Genomic DNA, 11,923 nt, shown 5'->3' with positions numbered 1-11,923 from the left:
CGCGAACCAGGCATTAACCGAGCATGAACGGCTCGCCGCCACTCAACCGGGACCTCCCATGACATTCGAATTCGCAGGCAAGGTGGCGGTGATCACCGGCGCGGGCAGCGGCTTTGGCCGCGCGTTCGCGCGGAAGGGCGCGGCGCTCGGCATGAAGCTCGTGCTCGCCGACATCGACGCCGACGAGCTCGCGCGCAGCGTCGACGCACTGCGCGCGGGCGGCGCCGAAACGATCGGCGTGCCGACCGACGTCGCGAACGCCGCGCAGGTCGACGCGCTCGCGCAGGCGGCGCTCGACGCGTTCGGCAAGGTGCATCTGCTGTTCAACAACGCGGGCGTAGGCACCGGCGGCTTTCTGTGGGAAAGCTCGGCGAACGACTGGTCGTGGGTGTTCGGCGTCAACGTGATGGGCGTCGCGCACGGCGTGCGCGCGTTCACGCCGATCATGCTCGCGCAGAACGAACCCGCGCATATCGTCAACACGGCATCGGTCGCGGGCTTGTTGTCGCCGCCCGCGATGGGTATCTACAACGCGTCGAAACACGCGGTGGTGTCGCTGACGGAAACGCTTTATCACGATCTGAAGCTTGCGCAGACGGCGACGGCGGAGGAGAGCCGGGTCGGCTGTTCGCTGCTGTGTCCGGCCTTCGTGCCGACCGGTATCGCCGATGCCGAGCGCGCGCGTCCCGACGACCTGCGCAACGCGAGCCGGCCGACGCGCTCGCAGATCGCCGCGGGCAAGCAGTTGCAGCGTGCGGTGCAGTCGGGGCGCCTCACTGCCGACGACGTCGCCGACATCGCGTTCGAAGCGATCGCCGCGCGGCGTTTCTATATCATCACGCATCCGGGCATCATGACGACCGTGAAGCTGCGGCACGAGGACATCGAGCAGTTGCGCGAGCCGTCCGATCCGATGTCGCTGAAGCCGGAGGTGAAGGGCGCGGAATAGTGGTGGTTTAGCAGCGGATTGGAAGCAGGTGAACGGCGGGCCATCGGCCGACGAGCGGTGGGCGCGGCGGCCTGACGCGACAGGCAAAGCGGCCAAATCAGGCACAACGGTTAAATGGCGGGCGAACGCGGCTGTTCGCGCGTGACGCTTGGACTGGCCGTATGTCCGCCGTATGCCGGCCTGCGATTGCGACGACGCGGTCTGTCGCGCGTGCGGGTCTGCCGCCTCCACGTTGCCGCCGCCGTGCCGACCGTCCTGTCCGCTCGCGTTCGCTGCTTGCCGCACTGTCACTGCGTCGGCCGATTCCCGGCTCCCCGTTAATTCCGTTAACCTCGACCCACCGGCGCGCGCCACCGCGCCACACATTCACATCGCCTCAAAACCATGCCGTTGAATCCGAAGATCGAGCAGGTGCTCGACATGATCGCGCGGGCCAAGCGCCCGCAATATCACGAAATGAGCCCGCAAGCGGCGCGCGCGTCGTACGAGAAGAGTGCGCCGATCCTCGAGATCGCGAGCGCGCCGATGTTCTCCGTCGAAGATCTGCGCGTGCCGACCCGCGACGGCGCGACGATCCGCGCGCGCCTCTATTGCCCGGTCGAGCCGAACTGGGCCGAGCCGCTGCCGGCGTTCGTCTACTACCACGGCGGCGGCTTCACGGTCGGCAGCGTCGATACGCACGACGCGCTGTGCCGGATGTTCGCGCGCGACGGCCAGTGCGCGGTGCTGTCGGTCGACTACCGGCTCGCGCCCGAACACAAGTTCCCAACCGCGGTCGACGACGCATTCGACGCGCTCAGCTGGCTGCACGCGCACGCGGCAGAATTCGGCATCGACGGCACCCGTCTCGCGGTCGGCGGCGATAGCGCGGGCGGCACGCTCGCGGCGGTCTGCGCGGTGCTCGCGCGCGACGCCGGCATCGCGCTCGCGCTGCAACTGCTGATCTATCCGGGCACGACCGGCCATCAGCAGACCGACTCGCATTCGCGTCTCGCCGACGGCTTCCTGCTGTCGGGCGACACGATCCAGTGGTTCTTCGAACAGTATCTGCGCGACCGTGGCGATCGCGAAGACTGGCGTTTCGCGCCGCTCGATGGCGCGAACGGTGCGCCGGATTTTCGCGGTGTCGCGCCCGCGTGGATCGCGACCGCCGAATACGATCCGCTCAGCGACGAAGGCGACGCGTACGCGGACAAGCTGCGTGCGCTCGGCAACGCGGTCACGCTCAAGCGCTATGCGGGCATGATCCACGAGTTCTTCAAGATGGGCGGCTTCGTGCCCGAGGTCGCGCACGCGCATGCGGATGCCGCCGCGGCATTGCGCGCGGCGTTCGGGATCGGGTGAGGGCGGTTGTAAAAAGCGGTAGTAGCCGGTGAAGAATGGGCCGGCGACGGCGTCGGCATGAGCGCCTATCCGCCGCTCAGACGACAGATGCGCAAGCTGGCGCCGGGCACGCACGGCATCTCGAACGCGGTGTTCGATACCGCGTGACCGAAGCTGGCACCCCCCAGGCATCGGGCAATGCCCAGATCACCCAGGCACGCCCGGCAACGCTCAGGCAGCGTTCAGGCAACGCTCAGCCGGTCCCGCTCGACATTGAACGCAAAGCTGCGCTCGAAGTCCCCCGGCCGCACCACGCGGTGCGAGCCGTTGTCGTCGCTGCGCTCGGCGATCGCGACGCCGAGCACGTCGCCATGCGCGGCGACACGCAGCGCGGTGGTGCTGCGCGTGCCGTACTCCGGCGATTCGATAAAGGCCGCCGACAGCACCCGCTCGCGTTCGAGCGGAATCCCGGTCGCCGGCAATTCGTCGTCGCGCGCGAGACGCGGATCGCGCATCAGATCGATCAGGCGTTCGAGCGGTGGCATGGGCGCGCGCTCGAGCAGCGCGCCAAGCTCCGCGCGCTTTCTGACCAGCTTCGGCCACGCGGTATCGAGCACCGCGTTCGAGATGCCGTGCGTGCCCGGTGCCAGCAGCGCGGGGCCTCCCGGATTACTGCCTTGAGCGCCGCCGCGGTTGCAGTACCACGCGAGCTCGCGACGGGTCCAGTCGCCGACCAGCAGGTTGAAGCCGTTGTAGATTTCGCCGGTTTGCGCGACCTGCCGCAGATACGCGAGTGGCGTTGCGAGCGGCTGGCCGTCGGCATCGCGTGCGTTGCCGTTCAGCCAGTCGCTGACCAGCGTGCCGCGAGTCGGCGCGTCCGCGCGCATTTCGCTCGGCGCGCGATAGTTGGTCAGCGCGGCGAAGCGGCCATCGCGTGACAATCCGAGCCACGTGCCGCCGCCGACCAGGTCGCGGCCCGCCAGCACGGCCGGCGCATCGTGCCACCAGCCAAGCGGGTCGGCGGTGCGGCGGAAGAATTCGTCGCGATTCGCGGCGAGCGTGAAGAGCGGGCCGTCGACCGCATCGGGTCGCCAGTCGAAAACGATCAGGCACATCGGGGCGCGTCTCCCGGTGAACGTGTGGGCGGCGGCAAAGCAGCCGGCAATCCAGCGAAAAATAGCAGAGTCAGGCGGCTGTCGCTAAATGGTCGGTGAGCGGTCAATAAGCAGCCAATGAACGCTCAATGAGCGGCCGACGAACGACCTAAGCACAACCAACAAGCAGCCCGCCCCGCCAGGCAACAGCCAATAAAAAGCGGCGCCCATTCGCGCCGCCCGATATCTCCCGCCCGTCGGTCAGACTTCAGCCGGCAGTCCGTAGGGCAGCGGCAGGAACCGCAGCGCCGGGCCGTCGGCCGCGCCGACATGCACGCTGCCGGCGTCGAGCGCCGCGAGCTTGATCTCGACCAGCAGATCGACGCCGCCGTGTTGCGCCGCGGCCGCATTGACGATCATCCCGCACGGCTGGCCCGGATCGTCCGAATGGAACAGCTCCGCGCCGGGCCGCACCGTGTCGGTTTCGCCGGCGACGTTGGCAAGCGACGTACGCCGTTTGATCGTGCCGCGATACTGGCTGCGCGCGACCACTTCCTGGCCCGGATAGCACCCCTTGCGGAAATTGACCGCGCCGAGCACGTCGTAGTTGACCATTTGTGGCACAAATTGCTCGACCACCGGCTGCGTGATGCGCGGCTCGCCCGCGCGGATGTCGAGCCAGTCCCACACGGCCGGCGACACGCGCTTGAGCTTGCCGTCGAGCGACGGCAGCAGCGCGTCGACCTGCGCCTTCGGGCCGATCCACAGATAGCGCAAACGCTCCAGCGCATCGGGCACGCGGATCAACGAGCCGGCCGCGCCATCGACCTGTACGTGGACGCCGTCGGGCAGCGCGTCGAACACGCCGGACAGCGCGCCGCGCACGTCGCCCGCGAAGCCGATCACCGCGAGTTCGCCGCTCGTGTCCGCGAGCTTCGCCTTCGCGCGCAGCACGAACATCGACAGACGCTTCTGCACCGCCGCCTGCACGTCCTTCGACACCAGCAGGCGGATCGTGTCGCCGCTGCGCCAGCTCAGGAACGACGCGAGCAGGCGTCCCTTCGCCGAGCAGTAGCCGGCGAGCCGCGCGTGGGCGGCGTCGAGATGCTGGACGTCGTTGGTCAGCTGGCCGTGCAGGAAGCTCGCCGCGTCGTCGCCGGTGACGTCGATCACGCCGAACTGCGAGAGCGGCATGTAGGCGCCGTGTTCGACGACGGCGGCGAATTCGTCGGCCGACGGACGCGGCAGCACCGGCAGCGCGGCGGGCGCAGGGGGGGAAGCGTTGATCGAAGCGTTACCCGAGGCACTAGCGAGTGGTGTGTTCATGGATTCCGGGAACAGTCAATTCTGACTTTGGCTAAGGCAAACAGTTATTATATTCAGTCCAACCCCGTCACGTTTCCATGTCCCTCCTGAAGAAATGCTTCGCCGCCGGCGCAGTCGTCGTTGTGCTGGCCGCGGCGGCTATGGCCGCCGGATATCACTGGGCCACGAGCCCGCTCGAACTGACCCCGGCGCAACTCGACGTCACCGTCAAACCGCACAGCAGCCTGCGCAGCGTCGCGCTGCAGCTCAATCGCGGCGGCGTGCCGGTCGAGCCCGAGCTGTTTATCGCGATGACGCGGCTGCTCGGCCTGCAAAGTGAGCTGAAGTCCGGCAACTACGAGTTCAAGACCGGCATCACACCGTACGACGTGCTGCAGAAGATCGCGCGCGGCGACGTCAACGAGTACGTGGCGACGATTATCGAAGGCTGGACCTTCAAGCGCATGCGCGCCGAGCTCGACGCGAATCCCGCGCTGAAGCACGATTCGGCGGGTCTCAGCGACGCCGATCTGATGACCGCGATCGGCGCGCCGGAGGCGTCGATCGGCAACGGCGAGGGGCTGTTCTTCCCGGATACCTATCTGTTCGACAAGGGCACGAGCGACCTCGACATCTATCGGCGCGCGTACCGGCTGATGCGCGTGCGGCTCGACGAAGCGTGGCTCGCGCGCGCGCCGAACCTGCCGTACAAGACGCCGTACGACGCGCTGACGATGGCCTCGATCATCGAGAAGGAAACCGGCAAGCCGTCCGACCGCACGCTGGTGGCGGCCGTGTTCGCGAACCGTCTGCGCGCGGGCATGCCGCTGCAGACCGACCCCACGGTGATCTACGGGATGGGCGACAGCTATGCCGGTCACATCAGAAAGAAAGACCTGCAGACCGACACTCCCTACAATACCTACACCCGCATGGGCTTGCCGCCCACGCCGATTTCGCTGCCCGGCGTCGCGTCGCTACAGGCGGCGATGAATCCGGCGCCAAGCAGTGCGCTTTACTTCGTGTCGCGCGGCGACGGCAGCAGCATCTTTTCTGACACCCTCGGCGAACACAACAAGGCCGTGGACAAATACATTCGAGGGCAATGATGGCGCGCGGCAAATTCATTACGTTTGAAGGCATCGACGGTGCGGGCAAAACCACCCATCTGGGCTGGTTCCGCGAACGGCTCGAAGCGAAGCTCGCGGCGGCGGGCGGCCGTTCGGTCGTGATGACGCGCGAGCCGGGCGGCACGCCGCTCGGCGAGCAGATCCGCGAGATCGTGCTGCATCAGAAGATGGACCTCGAAACCGAAGCGCTGCTGATGTTCGCGCTGCGCCGTCAGCATCTGGCCGAGGTGATCGAGCCGGCGCTCGCGCGCGGCGACTGGGTGCTGTCGGACCGTTTCACCGACGCGACCTTCGCCTATCAGGGCGGCGGCCGCGGCCTGCCGCGCGACAAGCTGGAGGCGCTCGAGCGTTGGGTGCAGGGCGGTTTCCAGCCGGATCTGACCGTGCTGTTCGACCTGCCGCCCGCGATCGCCAACGAGCGCCGGAGCGCGGCGCGCAATCCGGACCGTTTCGAGAGCGAATCGGCGGCGTTTTTCGAGCGCACGCGCGCCGAATACATGCGCCGCGCGGAAGAGGCGCCTTATCGATTCGCTATCATCGACTCTTCACAGAGCATCGCGCGAATTCAGAAACAACTTGAAGAATTGATTGCAACGCTTTGATTTTAAATCAATATAATCAAAATTCATAAGAGCCTCAAAAGCTCGCACGATATCTCAGATAGTGTATTCAACCCATTGATTGCAAAAGACAAACGATGATTTATCCGTGGCAGGCCGATGATTGGAACCGCCTTCAGCAGCTGCGCGCTCACTGGCCGCACGCTTTGCTGTTGCACGGCCAGGCGGGCATCGGCAAGCTGCGCTTCGCGCAGCATCTCGCGCAGGGTCTGCTGTGCGAGGCGCAGCAAGCCAACGGCGAGCCGTGCGGCACGTGCGTGGCCTGCAACTGGTTTGCGCAGGGCAATCATCCCGATTACCGGATCGTCGTGCCGGAGGCGCTCGCCGCCGAAGCTGGCCCGGTGAATGCCTCGAGCGGCGCCGACGAGAAGGCCGACAAAGCCGATGGCGACGAAGGCAAGAAGACCCGCACGCCCAGCAAGGAAATCAAGATCGAGCAGATCCGCGGTTTGCTCGACTTCGTCGGCGTCGGTTCGCACCGTGGCGGCGCGCGCGTGGTCGTGCTGTATCCGGCCGAGGCGCTTAACGTCGCGGCCGCCAACGCGCTGCTCAAGACGCTCGAGGAACCGCCCGCCGGCGTGGTGTTCCTGATGGTGTCGGCACGTATCGACCGGCTGCTGCCGACCATCATCAGCCGCTGCCGGCAGTGGCCGATGAGCGTGCCCGCGCCGCAGGCGGCCACGCAATGGCTTGCCGCGCAAGGCATCGACGAAGCCCCGGCGCTGCTCGCCGAAGCGGGCGGCGCGCCGCTCGCGGCGCTCGCCCTCGCCAGCGACGAAAACCGCACGCTGCGCGACTGGACCCTGAAGCAGCTCGCGGCCGGCGCCGGCTGCGATGCGTTCGCATGCGGCGAGGCGTTGCAGAAGCTGCCGGTGCCGCTCGTGCTCGGCTGGCTGCAGCGCTGGATGTACGATCTGCTCGCGCAGCATACCGCCGGCGCGCCGCGCTATTTCCCGCAGGCGAGCACGGCCCTCGCGCGCTGCGCGTCGCAGGCCGACGCCAACGCGTTCGCGCGGTTTCTGCGCGTCGTGACGCGGCAACGCGCGGTCGAAAATCACCCGCTGAATGCGCGCCTCGTGTTCGAGGAACTGTTTATCGGCTATCGCGCGCTGTTCGCGTGAGCCTTCATCTGGTCCGTCTCCATTCAAATCAATCACCATGAGCCTTTCCTACCGCGATGCCACGCTCGACGATCTGCCCGCGATCGTCGCCATCTACAATTCGACCATTCCGTCGCGGCAGGTCACCGCCGATCTCGAGCCGGTCAGCGTCGAAAGCCGGCATGCGTGGTTTCACGCGCACGGGCCGCAGAAGCGTCCGCTGTGGGTCGTCGAGGATCCGCGGCAGGCGGGTCGCGTGATCGCGTGGCTGAGCTTTTCGGATTTCTACGGCCGTCCGGCCTATCAGCGCACCGCCGAAGTCAGCATCTATCTCGACGAAAGCGCGCGCGGCCAGGGGCTCGGCAAGCAGTTGCTCGCGGCCTCGCTGGAAGCGGCGCCGGGCCTCGGCATCGATACGGTGCTCGGCTTCGTCTTCGGTCACAATGAAGCCAGCGTGCGGCTGTTCCGCGGCTTCGGCTTCGACACGTGGGGCTCGCTGCCGCGCGTCGCGGTGCTGGATGGCGTCGAGCGCGATCTGGTGATTCTCGGCAAGCGCCTCGCCCACGCGGGCTAAGGCACGCGCCCCCAAGCCGTTCCGGGCGGCCGGCATCGAACCGCCGGGGTTCCAGCCAGGAACCTCTAACCTCGAATCGATTGCCCGGCCGTCAGCTAACTTTCCGCAGGACCTGCTTATGTTTGTCGACTCGCACTGCCATATCAATTTCGAAGGACTCGCGGATCGTCTGCCGCAAGTGCTCGAAAACATGCGCAGCCTTTCGGTCACGCACGCGCTGTGCGTGTCGGTGGATCTCGAAACGCTGCCGTCCGTGCTGGATATCGCCAGCCGTTGCGACAACGTCTACGCGTCGGTCGGCGTGCATCCGGACCACGAGCACATGCGCGAGCCGAGCGTCGCCGAACTGGTCGAGCTGGCCGAACACCCGAAGGTTGTCGCGATCGGCGAGACCGGGCTCGATTACTACCGCCTGGAAGGCCGTTCGATCGCCGACATGGAGTGGCAGCGCGAGCGTTTTCGCACCCACATCCGCGCCGCGCACGCGACCGGCAAACCGCTGATCGTCCACACGCGCGCGGCATCGGAAGATACGCTGCGCATCATGGCCGAGGAGCGCGCGGGCGAGCCGGGCGGGGTGATGCACTGCTTCACCGAGCCGTGGGCGATCGCCGAGCAGGCGCTCGCGCAGAACTTCTACATCTCGCTGTCGGGCATCGTCACGTTCAAGAGCGCGACCGACGTGCAGGATGTCGCGCGCCGCGTGCCGCTCGAGCGTCTGCTGATCGAAACCGACTCGCCGTATCTGGCGCCGGTGCCGTATCGCGGCAAGCCGAATGAACCTGCGTACGTCAGTTATGTCGGACGCTTCATCGCGCAGCAACGCGAGATGCCGGACGAGGCCCTCGCGGCCGCGACCACGCAGAACTTTTTCAGGCTGTTCAAGATTCCCGCGCCGGCTGTCGCCTGAAGGCAGCCTGCGCGAAATCGCCAACTGAAAATCCAGCAACATCAAAGGGATAGGGAAGTTTCCTAAAGTACTATATGAAAAATATTTCGACGTCGTCCGCTGCTTTCCAACAGACTTCCCGCGCGCTCGTACCCGCGCGCCGCTTCGCCTGTGCCGCCGCGCTCGCCTGCGCCGCGCTGGTCGCGGTGCCCGCGCACGCGGCGCCGATCGACTCGCTGATCAAGTCGGTCAAGTTCGACGACGTCGACGGCGTCAACAAGCTGCTCGGCAAGGGCATGGACCCGAACAGCGTCGACAGTCAGGGCATCCCGCTGCTGGTGATCGCCGCGCGCGAGAAGTCGGACAAGGTCACGGCCGCGCTGCTCGCGAATCCGAAGACCGACATCGAAATCCAGGACAAGGCCGGCGAAAACGCGCTGATGATGGCGTCGCTGGCCGGCGACCTGAACATCGTGAATCTGCTGATCGCGAAGGACGCGGAGGTCAACAAGAAGGGCTGGGCGCCGCTGCACTACGCGGCCGCGAACGGCCACGACGACATCGTCAAGGTGCTGCTCGACCACTCGGCCTATGTCGACGCGGGCTCGCCGAACGGCACCACGCCGCTGATGATGGCCGCGCGTGGCGGCCACGTGTCGACCGTCAAGCTGCTGCTCGACAACGGCGCGGACCTCAGCGTGAAGAACCAGATCGGCATGACCGCGCTCGATTTCGCGAAGACCTACAAGGAGCCGGACGTCGTCGAAGGACTCACCGCGCGCATGCAGCAGATGCCGCAGAAGTAACGGGACGACCGACGGGGCGGCAAGCCGGCCGCGCGCAGTCCGCATAAAGCTCGCGTGTGGCTGGCTGCTCGTTCGACGATGCGCGTTTCGCGATGCTCGTTGGGTGACGCCCGTTTGATGACGGATTGGCCCATATTTGTCTGACATCGGCGCCGCCCGGCCTGCTGCCGCCGTGTAAAACAGTGCAGAATGACGACTTTGGCGCGCCGTGCGGCGTGTCATCCGGATGCGGCGAAAAGACCGCGTGATAAACAAACCTGAAAAGGAACACCATGCTGCGGGCTTTGATTTTCGCCGGGGCGCTTGCCTTGCCACTTTCGGCAGCCGCCTTTACGGGGGGCGACCTCAACAAGCTGTGCACCAAGACCGACGTGGCTTCGCGTAGTGCCTGCGCGGCCTATATCGAAGGCGCCGCCGACGGCATTTTCAACACGATCGACGCGATCGGCGGCACCACCGGTCCGCGCGTCGGCCAGTACTTCTGCCTGCCGCCGGATGCGCGCTCCGCGCAGTTGACCGACGCGGTGCGCAAGTACATCGCCGAGAACCCGAACGCCGCGGGTTATAACGCCAGCACGGCGATTTCGCTGGGACTCGGCAAGGCGTTTCCGTGCAGGAGCGGCAGCTGACCCAGGCTGCCGGACGCGCCGGGTGAGCCGCCCGGCGTAACGCCTGAGCGTCCGTGGTGGGCGCCGGGTGTCGAGGGGGCCGTTGCGATGCCCGTGCCATGCCGGTTTGATGCCGGTCGCGGCCCCCGCAGATGTCAGTAGTCCCGCAGGCGTGCCGCCGCTCTTCGAGCCTGGAGGAAGATGCCCGTTATGCCGACTTTCGACGACTTCAGCCAGGTGGCCGCCGCGCCGCTGCACAGCTGGTTTGGCACGCTGATCGTGACCGCGATCATGACGGTCGCGGCAATCGGCGTGCATCGCTTCGGCGCGCGCGTGGTCAAGCGCATCGCCGAGCCTCATGCGCTCGCCAGCGTGGTGCTGCGCTACATCGACAAACCGTCGCTGTTTGCGCTCGTGATCCTCGTGCTCGCGTGGATCTGGTCCGAGGCGCCCGACACCCTCAATCTCATCGAACCGGTCCGCGACGTCACGGGCATCGCGCTGATCGCCGCGCTCACGTGGCTGTCGGTGCGCTCGGCCGCGGCGATCGGCGAGGCGATCATTCGCGCCCATCCGCTCGATACCGCCGATAACCTGCAGGCGCGCCGCATCCATACGCAGGCGCGGGTGCTCGCGCGTTCGGTGATGACCGTGATCGTGATCATCGGCGTGGGCGGCGCGCTGATGACCTTGCCGAACGTCCGCCAGATCGGCGCGAGCCTGCTGGCGTCGGCTGGTGTCGCCGGTCTCATCGCCGGTATCGCCGCGCGGCCGGTGCTCGGCAATCTGATCGCGGGCTTGCAGATCGCGCTGTCGCAGCCGATTCGCCTCGACGACGTCGTCGTGATCCAGAACGAGTGGGGGCGCATCGAGGAAATCACCGGCACCTACGTGTCCGTGCGTCTGTGGGACCAGCGCCGGCTGATCGTGCCGCTGCAATGGTTTATCGAAAATCCGTTCCTGAACTGGACCCGCAGCAGCTCGCAGATCATCGGCACGGTGTTCCTGTTCGTCGATTACCGGATGCCGCTCGCGCCGTTGCGGGAAGAGCTCGCGCGACTCGTCGAAAACGCGCCGGAGTGGGATCGACGCGTGCAGGTATTGCAGGTGGTCGACTGCACCGAGCGCGCGATGCAGTTGCGCGCGCTCGTCAGCGCGCCCGATTCCGGTCTCGCGTGGGACCTGCGTTGCCGCGTGCGCGAAGGGCTGCTCGATTTTATTCAACGACACTATCCGGAATACCTGCCGCGTGCCCGCGCTGAAGTGTCGGCGGAGCTCGAAACGCCCGGCACGGGACCGATCGACTGGTTGCCGCGCAGCATGCAGGCGCCGGCCGGCAGCACCGCCGCGCATACCGAGGCCGACCCGGTCGCGACGCGCATCGGCCGGCCGGGTACGGCTGAGGCCGCGCAGAAGGCGAAGGAGCGGGCTTAGGCGCGTGGCCCGCGCTTTTGGCGGTGGCGGGAGCGTGTGCATGATGGGGTGCATGCCGGGCTATAAACCGGCGACAAGCAGGGCATCCGCG

General features: G+C 66.8%; 13 protein-coding genes. 11 read left to right on the top strand and 2 right to left on the bottom strand.

The features are described from left to right. The first annotated feature begins 58 nt into the window (after nt 1–58). From HHL14_RS10530 to HHL14_RS33130, 3 genes are all read left to right on the top strand, one after another. On the top strand, nt 59–949 hold the full coding sequence (locus tag HHL14_RS10530; protein ID WP_169497537.1) for an SDR family oxidoreductase: 891 nt from the start codon (nt 59–61) through the stop codon (nt 947–949). Between the two features lie 384 nt (nt 950–1,333). After that, the gene (locus HHL14_RS10525) at nt 1,334–2,293 is read left to right on the top strand and encodes an alpha/beta hydrolase (protein WP_169497536.1); all 960 of its coding nucleotides are present in this window, start codon (nt 1,334–1,336) and stop codon (nt 2,291–2,293) included. A 57-nt stretch (nt 2,294–2,350) separates the two neighbouring features. Then, nucleotides 2,351–2,440 (top strand): NRDE family protein, encoded by a 90-nt coding sequence (locus HHL14_RS33130; protein ID WP_230412982.1) that lies wholly within the window; start codon nt 2,351–2,353, stop codon nt 2,438–2,440. Nucleotides 2,441–2,514: 74 nt separating this feature from the next. On the opposite strand, the gene HHL14_RS10520 is transcribed toward HHL14_RS33130, so the two are convergent. Together HHL14_RS10520 and ygfZ are read right to left on the bottom strand one after the other, a co-directional pair. After that, nucleotides 2,515–3,387: an NRDE family protein gene (locus HHL14_RS10520; RefSeq protein ID WP_169497535.1), complete on the bottom strand. Its 873-nt coding sequence runs from the start codon at nt 3,385–3,387 to the stop codon at nt 2,515–2,517. Nucleotides 3,388–3,627: 240 nt separating this feature from the next. Then, entirely contained in the window at nt 3,628–4,692 is a 1,065-nt protein-coding gene (gene ygfZ / locus HHL14_RS10515; protein ID WP_169497534.1) for a CAF17-like 4Fe-4S cluster assembly/insertion protein YgfZ, read from the bottom strand. A gap of 77 nt (nt 4,693–4,769) precedes the next feature. Between ygfZ and mltG the strand changes: the two genes are divergently transcribed. The 8 genes from mltG to HHL14_RS10475 all read left to right on the top strand — a co-directional run bounded on the left by mltG (nt 4,770) and on the right by HHL14_RS10475 (nt 11,832). Next, nucleotides 4,770–5,780: an endolytic transglycosylase MltG gene (mltG, locus tag HHL14_RS10510; RefSeq protein WP_169497533.1), complete on the top strand. Its 1,011-nt coding sequence runs from the start codon at nt 4,770–4,772 to the stop codon at nt 5,778–5,780. Then, nucleotides 5,780–6,403 carry a dTMP kinase gene (tmk, locus tag HHL14_RS10505; RefSeq protein WP_169497618.1) on the top strand — a complete coding sequence of 208 codons (624 nt, stop codon included), beginning with the start codon at nt 5,780–5,782 and terminating at the stop codon, nt 6,401–6,403. Before mltG ends, tmk begins: the two co-directional genes overlap by 1 nt. 95 nt (nt 6,404–6,498) lie before the next feature. After that, on the top strand, nt 6,499–7,542 hold the full coding sequence (locus HHL14_RS10500; protein ID WP_169497532.1) for a DNA polymerase III subunit delta': 1,044 nt from the start codon (nt 6,499–6,501) through the stop codon (nt 7,540–7,542). 37 nt (nt 7,543–7,579) lie between these two features. After that, a complete protein-coding gene (locus tag HHL14_RS10495) occupies nt 7,580–8,095 on the top strand; it encodes a GNAT family N-acetyltransferase (RefSeq protein ID WP_169497531.1) in 516 nt (171 codons plus the stop codon). A gap of 118 nt (nt 8,096–8,213) precedes the next feature. Further along, entirely contained in the window at nt 8,214–9,005 is a 792-nt protein-coding gene (locus HHL14_RS10490; protein WP_169497530.1) for a TatD family hydrolase, read from the top strand. A gap of 74 nt (nt 9,006–9,079) precedes the next feature. Continuing rightward, nucleotides 9,080–9,790, top strand: a complete 711-nt coding sequence (locus HHL14_RS10485; RefSeq protein ID WP_169497529.1) for an ankyrin repeat domain-containing protein — start codon at nt 9,080–9,082, stop codon at nt 9,788–9,790. A gap of 272 nt (nt 9,791–10,062) precedes the next feature. Continuing rightward, the gene (locus HHL14_RS10480; protein ID WP_169497528.1) at nt 10,063–10,419 is read left to right on the top strand and encodes a Rap1a/Tai family immunity protein; all 357 of its coding nucleotides are present in this window, start codon (nt 10,063–10,065) and stop codon (nt 10,417–10,419) included. A gap of 189 nt (nt 10,420–10,608) precedes the next feature. Next, a complete protein-coding gene (locus HHL14_RS10475; RefSeq protein ID WP_169497527.1) occupies nt 10,609–11,832 on the top strand; it encodes a mechanosensitive ion channel family protein in 1,224 nt (407 codons plus the stop codon). Nucleotides 11,833–11,923: the final 91 nt, after the last annotated feature.

The sequence above is a fragment of the Paraburkholderia antibiotica genome, assembly GCF_012927125.1.
Classification (GTDB): Bacteria; Pseudomonadota; Gammaproteobacteria; order Burkholderiales; family Burkholderiaceae; genus Paraburkholderia; species Paraburkholderia antibiotica.
This window is presented reverse-complemented; position numbering and strand designations above follow the sequence as displayed.

What these genes read in the sequence shown, in the direction of transcription:
- ygfZ (WP_169497534.1), bottom strand. Translation starts at nt 4,692, where the DNA reads ATGAACACACCACTCGCTAGTGCCTCGGGTAACGCTTCGATCAACGCT.
- HHL14_RS10495 (WP_169497531.1), top strand. Translation starts at nt 7,580, where the DNA reads ATGAGCCTTTCCTACCGCGATGCCACGCTCGACGATCTGCCCGCGATC.
- HHL14_RS10475 (WP_169497527.1), top strand. Translation starts at nt 10,609, where the DNA reads ATGCCGACTTTCGACGACTTCAGCCAGGTGGCCGCCGCGCCGCTGCAC.
- HHL14_RS10500 (WP_169497532.1), top strand. Translation starts at nt 6,499, where the DNA reads ATGATTTATCCGTGGCAGGCCGATGATTGGAACCGCCTTCAGCAGCTG.
- mltG (WP_169497533.1), top strand. Translation starts at nt 4,770, where the DNA reads ATGTCCCTCCTGAAGAAATGCTTCGCCGCCGGCGCAGTCGTCGTTGTG.
- tmk (WP_169497618.1), top strand. Translation starts at nt 5,780, where the DNA reads ATGGCGCGCGGCAAATTCATTACGTTTGAAGGCATCGACGGTGCGGGC.
- HHL14_RS10525 (WP_169497536.1), top strand. Translation starts at nt 1,334, where the DNA reads ATGCCGTTGAATCCGAAGATCGAGCAGGTGCTCGACATGATCGCGCGG.
- HHL14_RS10480 (WP_169497528.1), top strand. Translation starts at nt 10,063, where the DNA reads ATGCTGCGGGCTTTGATTTTCGCCGGGGCGCTTGCCTTGCCACTTTCG.
- HHL14_RS10520 (WP_169497535.1), bottom strand. Translation starts at nt 3,387, where the DNA reads ATGTGCCTGATCGTTTTCGACTGGCGACCCGATGCGGTCGACGGCCCG.
- HHL14_RS10485 (WP_169497529.1), top strand. Translation starts at nt 9,080, where the DNA reads ATGAAAAATATTTCGACGTCGTCCGCTGCTTTCCAACAGACTTCCCGC.
- HHL14_RS10530 (WP_169497537.1), top strand. Translation starts at nt 59, where the DNA reads ATGACATTCGAATTCGCAGGCAAGGTGGCGGTGATCACCGGCGCGGGC.
- HHL14_RS33130 (WP_230412982.1), top strand. Translation starts at nt 2,351, where the DNA reads ATGAGCGCCTATCCGCCGCTCAGACGACAGATGCGCAAGCTGGCGCCG.
- HHL14_RS10490 (WP_169497530.1), top strand. Translation starts at nt 8,214, where the DNA reads ATGTTTGTCGACTCGCACTGCCATATCAATTTCGAAGGACTCGCGGAT.